5 protein-coding genes are annotated in these 17,653 nt (G+C 71.7%); all 5 read right to left on the bottom strand.

Annotated elements, in window-relative coordinates; genetic code table 11:
• Nucleotides 1–9: 9 nt before the first annotated feature.
• The 5 genes from D7V88_RS00150 to D7V88_RS00130 all read right to left on the bottom strand — a co-directional run bounded on the left by D7V88_RS00150 (nt 10) and on the right by D7V88_RS00130 (nt 17,623).
• A complete protein-coding gene (locus D7V88_RS00150; RefSeq protein ID WP_120538535.1) occupies nt 10–6,867 on the bottom strand; it encodes a type I polyketide synthase in 6,858 nt (2,285 codons plus the stop codon).
• Nucleotides 6,864–10,091 carry a non-ribosomal peptide synthetase gene (locus D7V88_RS00145; RefSeq protein WP_120538534.1) on the bottom strand — a complete coding sequence of 1,076 codons (3,228 nt, stop codon included), beginning with the start codon at nt 10,089–10,091 and terminating at the stop codon, nt 6,864–6,866. The genes D7V88_RS00150 and D7V88_RS00145 overlap by 4 nt, the downstream gene beginning before the upstream one ends.
• A 56-nt stretch (nt 10,092–10,147) precedes the next feature.
• The gene (locus tag D7V88_RS00140) at nt 10,148–11,227 is read right to left on the bottom strand and encodes a TauD/TfdA family dioxygenase (RefSeq protein ID WP_120538533.1); all 1,080 of its coding nucleotides are present in this window, start codon (nt 11,225–11,227) and stop codon (nt 10,148–10,150) included.
• On the bottom strand, nt 11,224–14,769 hold the full coding sequence (locus D7V88_RS00135) for a condensation domain-containing protein (RefSeq protein ID WP_158624950.1): 3,546 nt from the start codon (nt 14,767–14,769) through the stop codon (nt 11,224–11,226). The genes D7V88_RS00140 and D7V88_RS00135 overlap by 4 nt, the downstream gene beginning before the upstream one ends.
• A gap of 235 nt (nt 14,770–15,004) precedes the next feature.
• The gene (locus D7V88_RS00130) at nt 15,005–17,623 is read right to left on the bottom strand and encodes a MupA/Atu3671 family FMN-dependent luciferase-like monooxygenase (protein ID WP_120538531.1); all 2,619 of its coding nucleotides are present in this window, start codon (nt 17,621–17,623) and stop codon (nt 15,005–15,007) included.
• Nucleotides 17,624–17,653: the final 30 nt, after the last annotated feature.

Here is a 17,653-nt window from a genome sequence, read left to right as displayed (position 1 = left end):
GGTGTTGCCCTAACCCTCCGACCCGTCCGCATCGTTGATGAGCGCCGCGAGTGCCCCGAGCTGCGAGTCATCCAGGCCCGCGAGGGGGAAATCCACGGATGACAGCGCCGCCTTCGTGTCCTGCTCGTCGCTGCCCAGCGTGCGCAGCGCCGCGAGGACATCCCCGGCGAGCTTCGACGCCGTCCCCTGCGTGTACGTCCCGTCGTCGTAGGCGCAGCGCACGTGCAGGCGCCCGCCGGACAGGAACGTCTCCACCGCCAACGCGTACCCACCCGTCGCGCGGTGGGCGCCGGGCGCCGTGCCCGCACCGAAGGGCGCCGTGTCCTCGGAGGAGTCCAACGCTCCCAGGTGCCGCACGAGCACCTCCGCCCGGGGCAGGCGGCGCAGGCGTTCGGACAGCTCGCCATGGGAGCTATCGCGCAGCAGCCCGAAGCCGATGCCCCGGCGCGGCACGCGGCGCATGCGCTCCTTCGCGGCCTTGAGCGCGTCACCCGCGCCCTGGTTCTGCTCCAGCTCCAACAGCAGCGGCCAGGTGACATCGAAGCAGCCCACCGTGCGCGAGAAGTCCTGGCCGTCGAACGCGTCGCGTCCGTCCGTCACGACCTCCACCCGCAGCCGTCCACCGCCGGTCCAGGTCGCCAGCGCCTGTCCCAGCGCCGCCAGCGCGCCCTCGGCCACGTCCGCGCGCCACGTGCCGGCGAGCTTCTCGTGGAGCCGCCGCGTCTCATCCGCCGACAGCGACACCTCCACGACGCGAGCGGCCCCCGACGGGCTCCCCGCGCGCTCCACCGGCAGCTTCGTGGCGCCCTCCTGCGCGGCGCCCGTCCACACCGACTCCTCCTTGCGCAGGGACTCGGAGGAGGCTTCTTCGGCCAGCCGCTCCGCCCAGCGCTTGAAGGACGCCGTCTTCGCGCGCAGGGCCGGTCCACCGCGCGCATGGCGCACGGCCGAGGACAGGTCCTCCACCAGCAGCCGCCACGAAGCGCCGTCCACCGCGAGCCCGTGCGCCGCGATCAGCAACTGGCTGCCCGCGCCGCCCTCCAGCCGCACCCACGCGGCCGCCGCGAGCGGACCCGCGCCGCTGTCCAGCTTCGCGCGGAGCTTCTCCTCCTCGCCGTGCAGCGCCGCCTCGTGCTCGGCGGCGGGCAGGGCGCGCAGGTCCACTTCCGCGAAGGACACGTCCGTGCCCGGCGCCGCACCCGTCTGCTGCCATCCGGACACGCCGCGCGTGAAGCGCAGGCGCAGGGCGTCGTGGTGCGACAGCACCGTGCCCAGGGCCTGCGACAGCGCGGACGCTTCCACCGGCCCGCGCACCGCGACCCGGGCCACGCGGGTGGAGGCCCCAGCGGACGCCTCCAGCAGGCGACGCTGTTCGGGGGTGAGCGGGGCAGGGCCTACCACCGGACCCTGTTCGGCCTGCTTCGCCACGATGCCGGCGATCATCGCCGCCAGCTCCGCGATGGTGGAGTACTGGAAGAACTGCTGCGGGCTCAGTTGCAGGCCGGACTGGCTGCCGCGAGCGATGATCTGGATGGCCTGAACGGAGTCGCCGCCCAACTCGAAGAAGTTGTCGTTCACGCCCACGCGGTCGATGCCGAGCACCGTCTGCCAGGCTTCGGCGATGCGCTGTTCGATGTCGTTGCGCGGCGCCACGTACTCCGTCTTCAGCTTGGGACGGGCCTGCTGCTCGCCGGGGGCTCGTGTCTCCCCCACGGCCGCGAGCACCCGTTCACGGACGACCTCATCCGTGTGGGCGATGGTCGCGTGCAGGTCGCGCACGGACACCACCACCTGGGACGCCAGCGCCGAGGCCAGGATGCGCTCCAGCGCCACCACGCCCTCGCGCGGGGAGATCTCCTGGCGCTCCTCGGTGGGGAGCACCTTTGCCAGCGCGGACTCGCGGGCGGCGGCGGCCAGGGCGCGCAGCTCGGCGGCGGGATCGTTGACGCGCTTCTGCGTCAGCCGCTCCACCTCCACCAGGACGCGGCCCTGCTCGTCCATCATCGTGAGGTCGAAGGCGAGCGTCTCGTCGCCGTTGGACGACTCGTTGGCCCGGAAGCGCGCGTGGCTGTACACGCGGCGCGGCAGCTCGCCGTGCAGGCGCAGCACCTTGTAGCCGAAGGGCAGGTAGTAGCCGTGCTCCGCGAGGAAGCTCTTGGCGATGCCCGACGTGCGGTCGATGAGCGACGGGTGGAAGAGGAGCTGCTCGAAGTCGCCGGTGAACTCCGGCATCAGCTCCAGCACCATCAACAGCTCGTTGTCACCCGGGAGGATGGCCTGGACGCTGCGCCAGCGAGGCCCCAGCTCCTGCTCGTATTCGGCCTCCAGCGACTGCGGACGCGGCTTGTCGCACCGCTTGCGGATGGCCTCCAGGTCCTCCACGCGCGCCACGCGGGGCCCGCCGAAGCGCACCCGGCCCGCCGAGTGGTCCGTGCCCTTGCCCACGCCGCCCGGCGGCAGGCTCTTCACGCCCCAGCGGTAGCCGTCCCCGTCCTTCTCCAGGGTGAGGCGCACCTCGCGCGTCTCGTTCTCCGGCACGCGCAGCGGCGCGAGGAAGTAGTTGTCCAACAGCTCGATGGTGCGGCCCTTCGCCTCGTCCGCCACCGCGGCGCGCACCATCTCGAAGTACGTCACGCCCGGCACCGTGGGGTTGCCCAGGATGCGGTGCTCGTCCGTCACCCACTGCGAGCGCGGCTCGCCGAAGGTGCCGGAGAAGACCTTGCGCTGCGGCGTGTCCACCAGGCAGCGGTGCACGAACGGGTGCGGAATCGCGCGGCCTTCGCCGGTCTGCGTCGCAGGTCGCGCCGCCATGCCGACTTCGTCCCACGCGCCCCAGTTGATGGACACCGCGTAGGTGCCCGTGCGGGCCTGGAACGCGCGGGTGAACGCATCCAGGTACGCGTTGGCCGCCGTGTAGTCCACCTGTCCGAAGCGGCCCACCACCGTGGTGAGCGACGAGCAGGCCGCGAAGAAGTCCAGCCGCTCGCCCTCCAGCACCGCCCCGAGCACACGCGTGCCCGTCACCTTGGGCGCGAGCACCGCCGTCGCCGCCTCGCGCGTCTTCAACTGGAGCAGGCCGCCACCCGGCACACCGGCCGCGTGGATGACGCCATGGATGGCGCCGAAGCGTTCGCGCGCGGTGGCCACCACCGCCCGCATGCGCTCCAGGTCCGTCACGTCCGCGCTGAGCGTCAGCACCTTCGCGCCCTTCTCCTCCAGGCGCTGCACGGCCTGGATGCGCCGACGCGTGGCTTCGTCACCGGAGGACTCCAGGTGCTTCGCCCACTCCTCGCGCGGAGGCACCACCGCGCGCCCGACGAGTACCAGCCGCGCGTGCCACTTCTCCGCCAGTGCTTCGGCGAACGACAGGCCGATGCCGCCCAGACCGCCGGTGATGAGGTACACGCCGCCTTCGCGCAGCGGCACCGCCGATTCGGGGCCTTCCTCCAGGCGCACCTCCTCGAAGTCGCGCACCCAGCGGCGGCCACTGCGGAAGGCCACCACGGGCTCCTCCGAATCCGACGCCAGCTCCGCGGCCAGCAGCTCCACCAGCCGTCCGGCCTGGAAGCTGGTGAGTGGGGGCAGGGTGACGTCCACGCTGCGGCAGTGCACATGTGGCAGCTCGCGCGGGATGACGTTGGTGGGGCCCAGCGCCACCGCCTGCTCCGGTGACACGAGGTCTCCGCCCGTGACTTCCTGCATGCCGTTGGACACCAGCGACAGGCGCACCGGCTTGCCCGTCGTGTGCGCGCCCAGCGCCTGCGCCAGGTGCAGCGGGCTGAAGAAGGACCGCTCGACGACGTCCTCCGTCGCCGCACCCGAGCCCTCGGCGGTGATGCCGGTGAGGTGGACGATGCGCTCCGGAAGCCGCCCATCCGCCGCCAGCTCCGACAGCAGCGCGGCGTAATCCTCGCGGCGGCCGGGGTTCAGCTCATACGCGTCCGCGCCCGTGCGGCGGAACTCACGGCCCTGGGTGACTTCCACCAGCGCGTGCCCCTGCTGACGCAGTCGCGCGGCCAGCTTCGCGCCCAGGCCCGCCTTGTCTTGGAGGAGCAACCACGGCGCCGCCTTCGCGTCGCCAGCGCCGACCGAGGCCACCTTCGGCGCGGACTCCTTCCACACCGGCAGCCAGAACCAGCCGGCCACGTCCTGGCGCTTCTCCAGGGAGCCCCCGCGCTTCGCCTGCGCGCTGGTGGAGGAGCGCAGATCCACCCAGTAGCGCTGACGCTCGAACGGGTAGGTGGGCAGCAACTCGCGGCGGCGCGTCTCTCCGTCGAAGTACCCGGGTGCGTCCACGCCCAGCAGCCACAGGTAGCCCAGCGTGCGCAGCAGGTACTCCGCCTCCGGCGTGGCTTCGCCCACCGTCGGCAGCGTGGTGTGCATGGACTGGGTCGGCTTCTTGCGCGGGTGCCAGCGCGCCAGCGACTGGAGCGCCTTGCCCGGGCCCACTTCCAGCAACACCGCCTCGGACTCCTTCAACAGTTCGTCCAGGCCGTCCGCGAAGCGCACCGGCTGGCGCAGGTGCTTCGCCCAGTAGTCGGGCGACGTCGCCTGCTCCGCGGTGATCCACGTGCCCGTGACGTTGGAGATGAAGCGCAGCTTCGGTGCGGAGGGCTTCGCCTTCGCCACCGCGTCCCGGAAGGCCCCGACGATGGGGTCCATCATCGCGGAGTGGAACGCGTGCGACGTGCGCAGCCGGCGGGCCAGCACGTCCTTCGCCGCGAGCTGCTTCTCCAGCGCCTCGATGGCCGCCGGAGGACCCGCGACGACGCAGGAGCCCGGCGCGTTGGCGGCGGCGACCTCCAGGCCCTCGCTCAACAGCGGACGCACGTCCGCCTCCGCGAGCTGCACGGACAGCATGGCGCCCGGCGGGCAGGACTGCATGAGCCGGCCCCGGGTGGCGACGAGCTCCAGCGCGTCCTCCAGCGTGAAGACGCCGGCCAGGCAGGCCGCGACGTACTCGCCCACGCTGTGGCCGATCATCGCCGCAGGCTCCAGGCCCCACGACAGCAGCAGCTTCGCCAGTGCGTACTCCACGACGAACAGGGCCGGCTGGGTGAGGGCCGTCTGCTCCAGCTTCGCGGCGGCCTGCGCATCCTGCGTGTCGGAGCCGAACACCAGCGGCTTCAGGTCCAGCCCGTGGCGCTTCGACAGCAGCTCCAGGCAGCGGTCCGCCTCCTGCCGGAACACGGCCTCGCCCCGGTACAGGGACGCGGCCATGCCCGGGTGCTGCGAGCCCTGGCCGGGGAACATGAACATCACGGGCCGGGTGACGCGCTCCTGCGTGCGGGTGATGACGCGGTCCGGGGACAGTGTCGCCAGCGCCTGCGCGGCCTCCTCCACGGTGCGGACCACCACGAAGCGGCGATGCTCGAAGGCCTTGCGGCCCTTCTGGAGCGTGAACGCCACGTCCGCCAGGTTCAGGCCCGGATTCGCCTTCAGGTGCTCCGCCAGCCGCGTCGTCGCCGTCTCCAGCGCCGCGTCCGAACGGGCCGACACCACCAGCAACTGGTGCTCGCGCGACGGCCCGGACGGGGCGCGCTGCGGCGCTTCCTCCACGACGACGTGCGCGTTGGTGCCACCCAGGCCGAACGCGCTCACGCCCGCGCGGCGCGGCGACGGAGCGTTCCAGTCCTGGAGCTTCGCGTTGACGTAGAAGGGGCTGCTCGCGAAGTCGATTTCGGGGTTGGGCTTCTCGAAGCCGAGGCTGGGCGGGAGCTGCCGGTGCTTCAGCGTGAGCGCCGTCTTGATGAGGCCCGCGATGCCGGCCGCCGTGTCCAGGTGGCCCACGTTGCTCTTCACGGAGCCCAGGCCGCAGTAGCCGTTGCGCGTGGCGCCGCCGGAGCGGAACGCCTTCGTCAGGGCCTTCACTTCAATCGGGTCGCCCATGGGCGTACCCGTGCCGTGGGCTTCGACGTAGGTGATGGTGTCCGGGTCCACGCCGGACAGCGCGTGCGCCATGCCGATGACTTCGGCCTGGCCGTTCACGCTGGGCGCGGTGTAGCCGACCTTGTCCGTGCCGTCGTTGTTGAGGGCGCCACCGCGGATGACCGCGTGGATGATGTCGCCGTCCGCGATGGCGTCCGACAGGCGCTTGAGCACCACGGCGCCCGCGCCGCTGCCGCCCACCGTGCCCTGCGCGTTCGCGTCGAACGGGCGGCAGTGCCCGTCCGGAGAACCGATGCCGCGCTCGGTGTAGAGGTAGCCCGTCTTCTGCGGCACGGTGATGGTGACGCCGCCCGCCAGCGCCATGTCGCACTGGAAGCTCAGCAGGCTCTGGCACGCGTGGTACACGGCCACGAGCGACGTGGAGCACGCGGTCTGCACCGTCACCGCTGGACCCTTGAGGTCCAGCTTGTAGGCGACGCGCGTGGCCAGGTGGTCGTTCTTGTTGTGGATGACGGCCTGGAACGCGCTCACCGTGCCCGTCAGGTGCCCGGCAGACGACAGGTTGTAGAGCAGGTAGCCGTTGGCGCCCGCGCCCGCGTAGATGCCGATGGGGCCCTTCGCCCGCGACGGATCGTGGCCCGCGGCTTCCAGGGCCTCCCAGGCGCACTCCATGAAGAGGCGCTGCTGCGGGTCGGTGATCTCCGCCTCGCGCGGCGACAGTTCGAAGAAGCGCGCGTCGAATTGATCGATGCCGTCCAGCGTGGCCCGCGCCTTGACGTACTTCGGATCCTTCAGCTCCGCGGGGTCGATGGCGGCGCGGTCCAGCTCCTCGTCCTTGAGGAAGGTGATGGACTCCACGCCCTCCTGGAGGTTCTTCCAGAAAGCCTCGGGGGTGCTGGCGCCGGGGAACCGGCACGCCATGCCCACGATCGCCACGCCTTCCATCTGAGGAGCGTCCTGCTCGACGTCGCTGCTCATCGCTTACCCCTGGCCTTCATCAAGAGGGCCTGTTGCTGCATCGCTTGGAGTTGTTTCTTCGCGCGCTCGTCACGCGCCTGCTGCTGAAGGGACTCCTGGGCCGCGCTCGCCGGGGCCTGTCCCAGGTACTTCGCCAGCGAGGCCACGGTGGGGTGCTGGAACAGCTCCACCATGGACAGCCGCCGGCCCATCAACATCGACAGCTTCTCGTGCACCTGCACCATGAGGAGCGAGTGGCCCCCCAGGTCGAAGAAGCTGCTGTGCAGGCCCACCCGGTCCACCTTGAGGGCCTCCTGCCAGATGGCGGCGATGCGCTGCTCCAGCTCCGTGACGGGCGCCTCGTAGGGCAGCGCGTCCGGCCGTGCCGCGACCGGTTCCGGCAGCGCGGCCCGGTCCACCTTGCCGTTGCGGTTGAGCGGCAGGCGCGCCATCGGCACGAAGTGGGTGGGCAGCATGAACTCGGGCACCAGCTCGCGAAGGAATCCGCGCAGCTCCAGCGCCAGTTGGGATGCCGCCGGCTCGCCGCCCACGGGCATTCCGCGCCGGGGCACGAAGTACGCGACCAGCCGCGCTTCCTCCTTCGTGCCACGCACGACGACGACCGCCTCGCCGACCTCCGGATGCGTGCGCACCTGCGCTTCGATTTCACCGGGCTCGATGCGGTAGCCCCGCACCTTCACCTGGAAGTCGGCGCGGCCGTGGAAGTCGATGCGGCCGTCCTCGCGGTAGCGGCCCACGTCGCCCGTGCGGTACAGGCGCGCGCCCGGCGTGGGGCTGAACGGATCCGGCACGAAGCGCTCGGCGGTGAGGTCCGGACGGCCTTCGTAGCCACGGCCCACGCCCGCGCCGCCGATGAACAGCTCGCCGGGCACACCCAAGGGAAGCTCCCGCAGGCCCGCGTCCAGCACGTGCACGCGCACGTTGCCCAGCGGTCCGCCGATGCTCGGCTGCGCGGAGTCCGCGATGGGGCACGCCGTGGCGTTCACGGTGCACTCGGTGGGACCGTACATGTTCACGAAGCGCGTGCGCGTCAGCGGCGTGAGGTCCGCCCAGGTGCGCGCGTCGATGGCCTCTCCGCCCACCAGCACGAGCGCCGGAGCGAAGTCCGCGTCGCGTCCCAGACCCTGTGCCAGCAGGGGGCCCAGCAGCGAAGGCGTGCAGTCCACGACGTCCAATGCGTGCCGCAGGACCCACGCGCGCATGCGCACCGCGTCCGGCCGTACCTCTTCCGGAACGATGTGCAGCGAGTGGCCGTTGAGGAGTTGGAGCCACTGCTTCACGGACGCGTCGAACACGAGCGGCGCGTTGACGCTCACCCGGAGGCCGGGGCCCCGGCCCTGGTAGACGACGTCGCGCAGCGTGGCGGCCAGGTTGAGCGCCGAGCGGTGCGGGATCATCACGCCCTTGGGGCGGCCGGTGGAGCCGGAGGTGAAGATGACGTAGGCGGCGTTCTCCGGGGAGAGCGTCACGTCGGGCGCGTGGGAGGACGCGGCGGCCAGGGCGTCGGCTTCCTGGTCCAGGCAGAGGAGGGTGTGCGCGCCGTCGGGCAGCGATGCGCGCAGGTTCGAACGGGTGATGACGAGCGGCGCGCCGGCCTGCTGGATGACGTAGGCCAGGCGTTCACGGGGATAGGTCGGATCCAGCGGCACGAAGGTGCCCCCGGCCTTGAGGATGCCGAGCAGCACCACGAACTGCTCCACCGACCGCTCAAGGCACACCGCCACGCGCGTCTCGGTTCCGATGCCCCGGGCCCGCAGGTGCGATGCGAGCCGGTTCGCGCGCTCCGACAGCGCGGCGAAGGTGAGCTGTTCGTCCTCGAACGCGACCGCCACGGCGTCCGGACGGGCGCGGGCCACGGCCTCGAAGCGCGCGGGCAGCGTGTCCTGCGAGTCGTGATCGCGGGAGGTGCGGTTGAAGTCCGCCAACTGTCGCAGCTCGGTCGGGCCCACCCATGAAAGGGCGTCCAGCGCGCGCTCCGGCGCGGCCACCGCCGAGGCGAGCAGGGTCTCCAGGCGCTCCAGCAACCGGGTGGCCTCCTCGGAGGTGTACGCGGCTTCGTCGTGGTGCAGCTCCAGCGACAGCGGTCCGTGAACGCGCACCAGGGCCAGGGTCAGCTCAGCGCGTTCACCGCGCGCCTCCACGTGGGTGAGGGACAGCGTCAGTCCGCCCGCGCGCGTGGACTCCGGCCACGTGATGTCCTCGAAGGCGAAGGAGCGGGAGGGGGCGGGCCCACCGGCGGCAGGGAAGGCGCTCGACGCGTCGAAGTCGTCCTGCCACGCGGCGGCTTCGCGAACGCTTCGTGCCACGTCGCGCACGAGCGCTTCGAAGTTCGCGCCGGAAGATGCGCTCACGGGCAGCCATCGCTCGAAGAGGCCGAGCGCCGCGTCCAGGCCTTCGTAGCCACGGCCGTCCACGCGCACGGAGACGCACGCGTCGCCGCTGCCTCCCATGCGTGCCAGCAGGCGCGACCAGCCCGCGAGCACGACGTCCGCCAGCGGGACACCCAGCCGGCCGGCCAGTGCCTCCAGGGCCGTGGCCGTGTCAGGGGGCAGTGCGCGGGACTGACGACCGACGCGCAGGCCGTGCGCGTCCGTGCCCGTGCGGCGCGTGGGCAGGGATGCACCGGTGGCGCCCCCCAGGTCGCGGCCCTTCCAGAAGCGCCGTCCGTCCGCGCTGTCGTCCGATTCGAGGATCTGGTGGAAGACCTCCGCGACGTCCGCGTACTGCGGAGGCGGCTCTTCGTCCGGCGCGGACGCAGCCGTCAGCGCACGTCCCAGCTCACGGGCAAGCACGACGAACGTCTGGCGATCCGCGGAGAGCGCGGGCACCTCCACGATCAGCGCATGCCGGTCCTGGCCCAGCACCGCGAGCCGCCACGGCTTTAGCACCTCCAGCGACGCGGACCCGGCGCCCAGCGACCCCAGCCGCGCGGCCTGCTCGGCTTCGGGAAGCGCGCTCCAGTCGAGCACCTCCAGGACGGTGGAAGGAACCTCTCCGGGAACCTGCACCGCGGCGCTCGTTCCCGCGAGATGCCGGTAGGTGGTGCGCAGCACCTCGTGCGCGGAGCTCAACCCGCGCACCGCGTGTTCCAACCGCGCGACATCGAGCGTCCCCTCGATTGCGAACACGGCCCGGGCACACGACGGCGCTCCCGGAACGGCGGTCAGGAGGGTCCAGAGTCTTGCCTGCTGGGGGGAGAGCCGGAATCCGGTTGGCTGCGTCACGCTGAAGGCTCCTGGAAGGGGACGGGGAAGGGCGCGAGGCCCTCGGATTCAGGCGGTCAGCCTGGAGGGGTGCCGGGGGGCGTGGCCGCCACCGGGGCGACCTCGCTCCACGGGAACGGACGGGCCATGCCAGCCAGCACTCGCCGGGGCCCCACGAAGGACGAACGCGCGTGGGCCGCGAGCAGGTTGTCGATGACGAGCAGGTCGCCCTTCTCCCAGGGGAACATCACCTGTTCGGCCTCGTACGCGGCGCGCAGCGTCTCCATCACCTCGGGCTCGATGGGAGCGCCGTCGCCGTAATACGTGTGGTTGGGCAGGTCCTCCTCGCCCAGGTCCGCCAGCAGCGCGGAAGCCACCGGCGCCGGCAGCGTGGAGACGTGGAAGAACGTGGCGTGGTTGAACCAGACGGGCTCGCCGGTGACGGGGTGCAGCCCCGCCGCGCGACGCACCTGTCGCGTGCGCAGGCGGTTGCCGTCGCGCCATTCCACCTGGATGCCGCTGCGCTGGCAGTACGCTTCCACCTCGGCGCGGTCCTCCGTCTGGAACGCCGTCTGCCAGCTCAACCCCAGGTGGTGACCGAAGTTGCGGACGTACGTGTAGCCCTGCTCCAGGAACCGCGCGCGCACCTCGGCCGGCAGGCGCTGGAAGATGCGCCGCGTGTCCGCGAGCGGCGTTTCGCCACCCTGTTGCGACGGCAACACGCAGGCGAAGAAGAGGCGCGCCGGGAAGGTCTGGTTGTAGGACTGCTCGTTGTGCAGGAAGATCCGCTCGGACGGCGGGTGGTCCGTGGACGTGTAGATGTTGCCGCTCACCTGCGAGCGCGGCGACGAGCGCTCCTCGTAGGCCAGCGCTTCATCCGCCAGGGCCTGGATGGCCCGGTCCATGGACTCGGGCGTCGCCACGTCGAAGCCCCGGAAGAGCACGGCGCCATGCTTGTGGATCTGTGCGTCCACGAGCGCGCGGTGCGTGCGGCCCCAGTCGGCCAGCTCGATGCCCGGCAGCGAGGGGCGGGCCACCACGGGCAGGTGCAGTCCGGGCCGCAGCTCCTCGAAGCGCACCCAGTCCTGACCGGAGCCATCCACCTCGCGGCGGCGAAGCTTCGGGAGTGCGCGCTTCGGCTGACCGTCCGTCGTCATGATTCGCTCCCACCGCGACGGCGCACGCCGCGGAACAGTTCCTTGCGCGAGGACTGGAGCGCCTGCGCCCGCTCCTGCTGCCGCTGGCGCTCACGCTCCACCAACGCCCCGTGCAGCTCCTCCAACGTCGCGTCCGGCCGGGCGATTGCCGCCGCCAGCGTCGTTTCGTAGTCCCCGGCCAGCCGCGCGATCGTCGCCGCGTCGAACAGGGCGGTGGCGAAGCGCAGCACGCCCTGGATGCGGCCCTCGGATTCGGACAGCAGCACCGACAGGTCGAAGGGCGAGCCGCCGTCGTCGATCTCCAACTGGTGCAGCTTCAGCCCCGGCAGTCTCAGCGCGGGCAGCGGCGCGTTCTCCAGGACGAACATCACCTGGAACAGCGGGTTGTAGCGGGCATCGCGCGGCGGGCGCAGCGCCTCCACCAGCTTGTCGAAGGGGACGTGCGGGTGCGCTTGTCCCCCCAGCGCCACCTCCCGCACCCGTCCGAGCACCTGCCGGAAGGTGGGGTTGCCCTCCAGGCCCACGCGCAGCACCAACTGGTTGACGAACAGGCCAATGAGGTTCTGTGTGCGCGCGTGCTCGCGGCTGGCCACGTCCGTGCCCACCACCAGGTCCGTGCGTCCGGTGCGCGAGTGCAGCACCACCAGGAAGCCCGCCAGCAGCGACATGAAGGGCGTGGTGCCTTCGGCCCGGCCCAACTGCCGCAGCCCTTCGCTGAGCGCGGCGGAGAGCGCCACCGGCTGCCGCGCGCCCTCGAAGTGCTGGCGCTCCGGGCGAGGCTTGTCCAGGGGCAGCTCCAGCAGCGGAGGTGCCCCGGACAGACGCTCCTTCCACCACGAAAGCTCTTCGTCCAGCAGGCCGTCCTCCAGCCGGCGGCGCAGCCATGCGGCATGGTCGGCGTACTGCACGGGAAGCTCCGGCAGCGGCGACGGCCGGCCCTGCGCGAAGGCCGCGTAGAGCGCGCCCAGCTCCCGCACCACCACGCCCATGCTCCAGCCGTCCGACACCACGTGGTGCAGCGTGAGCAGCAGCCGGTGCCGCGTGTCGGACAGCTTCAACAGCTTCGCGCGCACCGGCAGCTCGCGCTCCAGGTCGAACGGCCCTCGCGCCTCCTCGGCGGTGAGGCGCTCCGTCGCGGCGGCCTGCTCCGCCTCCGGCATTCCGCTCAGGTCCACCACCGCGCCCGGGCGCGCCAGCGGCCCGCCCGCCGGGACGTCCGAAGGGGGGAGGATGTCCTGCACGCGGCGGCCCTGGGCACGGGGGAAGCGCGTGCGCAGCGCCTCATGCCGGTGGACGATGGCCTCCAGGCTGCGGGTCAGCACGCCCACGTCCAGATGTCCGTCCAGCTCCACCGCCGCCGGGATGTTGTAGGCCGCGCTGCCCGCCGCGAGCTGATCCAGGAACAGCAGCCGCTCCTGTCCCGGAGACAGCGGCGAGTCCCCACGCGCTCCCGCCACCAGCGGAGGTGGCGCGGCGCTGGGGTGGCGCAGCTCCGCGAGCGCCCGCGCGATGAGCGCCTCCAGGTGCACACCCTCCAGGAGCAGCGCCACCGGCAGGTGGATCTCCAACTCCTCCTCCAGCGCCGCCTTCAGCTCGACGGCATGGATGGAGTCCAGGCCCAGCGCGGTGAGGGGACGCGTCGCCTCCAGCGCCGACACCGGCACGGACAGGGCCCGCGACAGGTGACGCCGCAGGTACGTGCCCAACAGCTCCGCTCGCTCTGCCTCCGACGCGGCCAGAAGGGTGTCGCGTGTCAACCGGGGCGCTTCCGGGGCGACGGCCTCGGGCGCACTCCCGGCGTCGGTGCCAGCGTCCGCGAGGGATTCCTGGGCGAGGATCTCCAGCTCGTTCGCCAGGTACTGCGTCCGGCATGCCCTGCGCTGCACCTTGCCGCTGGACGTCTTGGGCAGTCCGCCCGCGGGGATGAGCACCACCGTGTCCACGGACACTTCGTGCCCCTGCGCGATGGCGCGTCGGATGGCATCGATGGCGGCGGAGGGTTCGCCCAGCGTCTTGCGGTCCACCTCCAGCACCACCACCAGCCGTTCCTCACCGCCCCGGTCCACGGCGAACGCGGCCGAGCAACCCGGACGCATCGCCGGGTGGCCCGACTCCGCCGTCAGCTCCAGGTCCTGGGGGTAGTGGTTGCGTCCGCGCAGGATGATCAGGTCCTTGATGCGGCCCGCGACGAACAGCTCCCGGCCGGACAGAAAGCCCAGGTCGCCGGTGCGCAGGTAGGGGCCTTCGCCGGTGTCGGCGCGGCGGGCGCGGAAGGTGGCCTCGCTCTCCTCGAGCCGCTCCCAGTAGCTGCCCGCCACGCTCGGGCCGCGCAGCCAGATCTCCCCCAGCCGGCCTTCGGGCACGGGCTGACGGGACTCGGGATCCACGATGAGCAGCTCCTGCCCGGGGATGCTCGCGCCGCTGCCCACCAGTGTGCGCAGGTCCTTCGGATCCACCGCGTCGGAGGGGGCCGGGGCTTCGGCGCGGCCCTGCTGAAGGGCCTCCTGCCGATACACGCGCTCCACCGGGGGCGCGGCCTTGAGTCCACCCGAGGCGATGAGCGTCGTCTCCGCGAGGCCGTAGCACGGATAGAAGGCCTCCTTGCGGAAGCCCGAGTCCGCGAACGCGCGCGTGAAGCGCTCCAGCGTCTCCGCGCGCACCGGCTCCGCGCCGTTGAAGGCCACGTCCCAGGAGCTCAGGTCCAGCGCCGCGCGCTGTTCGGGCGTCGTCTTGCGCACGCACAGGTCGAAGGCGAAGTTGGGCCCGCCGCTCGTCGTCGCGCGGTAGCGGGAGATGGCCTCCAGCCAGCGCGCCGGCCGCTTGAGGAAGTCCAGCGGCGACAGCAGCACCACCGGGAAGCCCCCGCACAGCGGCTGGAGCACGCCGCCGATGAGGCCCATGTCGTGGTACGGCGGCAGCCAGATGACGCCGCGGCTGTCGTCCGAGTGCTCGAAGCACTGGTGGATGGCCTGCGAGTTCGCCAGCAGGTTGCCGTGGCTGAGCATCACGCCCTTGGGCGTGCCGGTGGAGCCGGAGGTGTACTGGAGGAAGGCCAGCGCTTCGCGCGCCGTGCCCGGATCCTTCCAGCCGCTCGCCTCGCCATCCTCCACCGCGTCGGTGGCCAGCCACGACAGGCCGGAGAGCGCGGCGGACTGCTCGCCCATCGACTCCATGAAGCCCTGGATGAAGCCGGTGGTGAGCGCGAAGCGCGCCCGCGCGTCCTGGATCACCGCCTCCAGCCGGGGCAGCGTGCGCGCAAGCCGCATCGGATCCGGCGGATAGGCCGGCACCGCCACCGCGCCCGCGTAGAGACAACCCACGAAGGCGGCCACGTACTCAAGACCCGGAGGGTAGAGCAGCAGCACTCGCTCACCCCGCGCACCTCGCGCCTGGAGCGCCGCGCCGATGGCTCGCGCCCGCCGGTCCAGGTCTCCGTAGGTGAGGTGTGCCTCCTCCGCGTCACCGTCCACGAGGAATGTGTAGGCGAGCTGATCCGGGCGCTGTTCCGCCCTGCGACGCGACAGCTCCACCAGTGTCGACATTTCCTGTAACAATTCTGGCGAAGGCATTCGTTGGGCCGGACGAGATGTGCCAAGCCACGAATTCCCCGAAAAACTTACCGGAGCGATGCGAGGCTTATTCAGCGTGAGCGGAATTAGTCGCGGAAAACGTTCAGTACAGTTAACACGGCACGTTATAAACTGTCCATGCTCGCAGGCAGTTCCCGGTTGAGGCTCTTGATACATCGAGCCTCTGACAAGGCTTTCCGCGCGGGTGCTACAGGACGGGGCCGGGATGCTCCGCGGACAGGTTGTCGCTGAGTTTCACCGTCACGTTGGGGCGTGCGCCCGGGAGCCGTTCCGCGAGGTACTCGGTGAGCACGCGTTCCATGCGCAGGGACTCGTCCTGGACCAGGCGCTTGAGCTCGGCCAGGTGCGTGAGGCTCTGGAGGACCGCGTCGGTGCCGACGCCGAAGTCGATGAGACAGGCCACCTCGTCCACGTCCCCGTCGAGCAGCTTGTCCACCATGGGGAGGCAGGACGTCACGGTGCCGATGAGCGCGCCGGAGCGGTAGTAGCGCTCGAAGGCATAGGCCGCGAGGTAGTCCGCCCACTTGGGTTCGTTGATGTCCACCTGGAGGTCCAGGCTCTTCACCATCGTCTGCATCAGCGCCACGTGGGCGCGCAGGTACGCGGTGAGCGGCGCGCGCACGGTGTCCAGCACGTCGTCCACGTCCTGCCCGACGAAGGTGTGCATCATCAGCGTGGCCGTGCGCGCGTCGCGTGCGTGGCCGGCCTTGTCCGCCGCTGCATGGTAGAGGCCCAGCTTCTCCAGGGCTTCTTCCAGGGGCTGGCCCAGCAGCGACGTGAGGACGTTATAGCCGCCGGCGCCGGTGCGCTCGAAGAGGGCGGGATCCGTGGCGCACGTCACCCACGTGGGCAGCCGGGGCTGGAGGGGGCGGGGGAAGATCTTCAACTCCACCTCCTTGCCCGCGCCGTCCCGGGCCGACACGGACTCGCCGCGCCACAGCCGTTCGACCTTCTCCAGGTTCTCCCACATGACGTCGCGCTTGCGGGCGAAGTGCTCCGGGTAGAGGGCGAAATCGTTGGGCACCCAGCCGGAGGCGATGGAGATGCCGGCGCGGCCTCCGGAGAGGTTGTCGACGATGGACCACTCCTCCGCGACGCGGAAGGGGCTCTGCAGCGGCAGCACGACGCTGCCCGCGCGCAGGCTGATGTGCTTCGTCATCGTCGCGATGCCCGCGGCGAGCAGCGACGGGTTCGGATAGATGCCGCCGTGTTCGTGGAAGTGGCGCTCCGGCGTGGAGACGGACGAGAAGCCGTGCGCGTCCCCGAACTTCGCCGCCTCCAGCAGCAGGCGGTACTTGTCGGTGGTGCCGGCGTCCTCGTCCGCGAAGAAGAACAGGCCGAAGTCCAGCTTGCGCGCGCGGCGACGGCTGGGCACCACGTGCGCGACGAGCTGGGAGCCCTCGACGCGCACGTCCACCGCGCGCACCTCCGGGTGCCAGGCCAGCAGGGCGCGCAGCTCCTCCGGCCCCACGGACGTGCTCGCGGTGGCGGGGCTCCGCGCGGTGCCGCCGTTGGCGTCCAGCACTTCGCTCAGTGAGGACAGCTCGCGGTCCGGTTGCGTGACGAGCACGTCCAGCAGCGCCGCGAGCTGGCCCACGAGGCGGATGACGTCCAGGGGCGCGAAGCCGTTCACGTCATGGTGCAGCCGCAGCGCCAGCCGCTCTCCGGCCACGGCCTCCACCGTCAGCGGGCAGGGCGGAGGGGCGGCGACGTGACGGAAGGCGCCCAGGCCCTGTGCGCGGGCCAGGGGCTTCAGCGTGTCCTCGTCGGGCGGCTCCCAGGCGAGGACGGCGCTCTGGAAGAGGGACGTGTCCTCCGGCAGCTTCAGCCACTGGCGGACCTGGGATTGGGAGACGTGCTCGTGGCGCTGGGCCTCGGACAGCTCAGCCTGGAGGGCGCGCAGCCAGCGCAGGGGCGTGCCCTGGGCGGGGATGGCGAAGCGACGCGGCAGCAGGTGCGCGAAGCGGCCCGCGAGCGGCCGGCCCTGGACGAGCGCGGCGGTGCGGCCGGGGACCTGGGCACCGAACACGACCTCCGTGTGGCCGGTGTGGTGGCGCAGCATCAGCGCCCACGCGGCCTGGAGCAGCGTGCCCAGCCCCAGCTTGTGCTTGCGCAGGAAGGCCTGGACGTTGCCCGACTCCGTCGCGGGCAGCAGCAGTTGTTGCAGGCCCGTGACACCAGGCGCGGCGTGTGGCTCGGAGCGCGTGGGCAGCAGGGTGGGGCGCGGATCCTTCAGCGCCTCGCGCAGGTGGCGCTCCGCGTCTTCCAACCCCTGGGCTTCCATCCACGCGAGGTACTCGCGAAACGGCCGCGCCTTCTCCAGCGCGGCGTCGGTCTTCTCTCGGGTGGCCTGATACAGGCGCAGCAGCTCATCCAGGCAGAGCCGCGCGGCGCCCGCGTCCAGGGCCGCCGCGTGCCAGGCGAAGACGAGGAAGGAAGACTCCGCGGAGGTGCGCACGAGGGACAGCCGCACCAGCGGCGCAGCCGTCAGGCCCATGCCCCGCTTGCGATCCGCTTCCAGCCAGGACTCCAGGCCCTGGGGGGCCTCCGCTCGTTCCAGCGACGGAGCGAGCTTCTCGCGGACCACCTGCATGGGCTCCGGCATGCCCTGGAGGAAGAACGCGGTGCGCAGCGCGGTGTGACGGCGCACGAGCTCCCGCAGTGCTTCCTCCAGCGCCGCTTCATCCAGGACGCCCCGGACCGCCGCGACCAGGTGTTCGATGGGCGCTTCCGGCGCGGGCGACGGTGGCACCAGCAGCTCCCGCTGGGCGGGGGTGAGCCGGTAGACGTCCTCGACGTTCTTCATGGTGCGCTCGACTCCTCGGCGGTCCGGTCA

Origin of the sequence: Corallococcus terminator (genome assembly GCF_003611635.1) — a bacterium.
Lineage (GTDB): Bacteria > Myxococcota > Myxococcia > Myxococcales > Myxococcaceae > Corallococcus > Corallococcus terminator.
The sequence above is the reverse complement of the archived record's forward strand: the minus strand, read 5'-3'. Positions and strand labels throughout refer to the sequence as shown.

Excerpts from the sequence above, each read along its gene's own strand:
- D7V88_RS00135 (WP_158624950.1), bottom strand. The coding sequence starts at position 14,769 with ATGTCGACACTGGTGGAGCTGTCGCGTCGCAGGGCGGAACAGCGCCCG.
- D7V88_RS00150 (WP_120538535.1), bottom strand. The coding sequence starts at position 6,867 with ATGAGCAGCGACGTCGAGCAGGACGCTCCTCAGATGGAAGGCGTGGCG.
- D7V88_RS00140 (WP_120538533.1), bottom strand. The coding sequence starts at position 11,227 with ATGACGACGGACGGTCAGCCGAAGCGCGCACTCCCGAAGCTTCGCCGC.
- D7V88_RS00130 (WP_120538531.1), bottom strand. The coding sequence starts at position 17,623 with ATGAAGAACGTCGAGGACGTCTACCGGCTCACCCCCGCCCAGCGGGAG.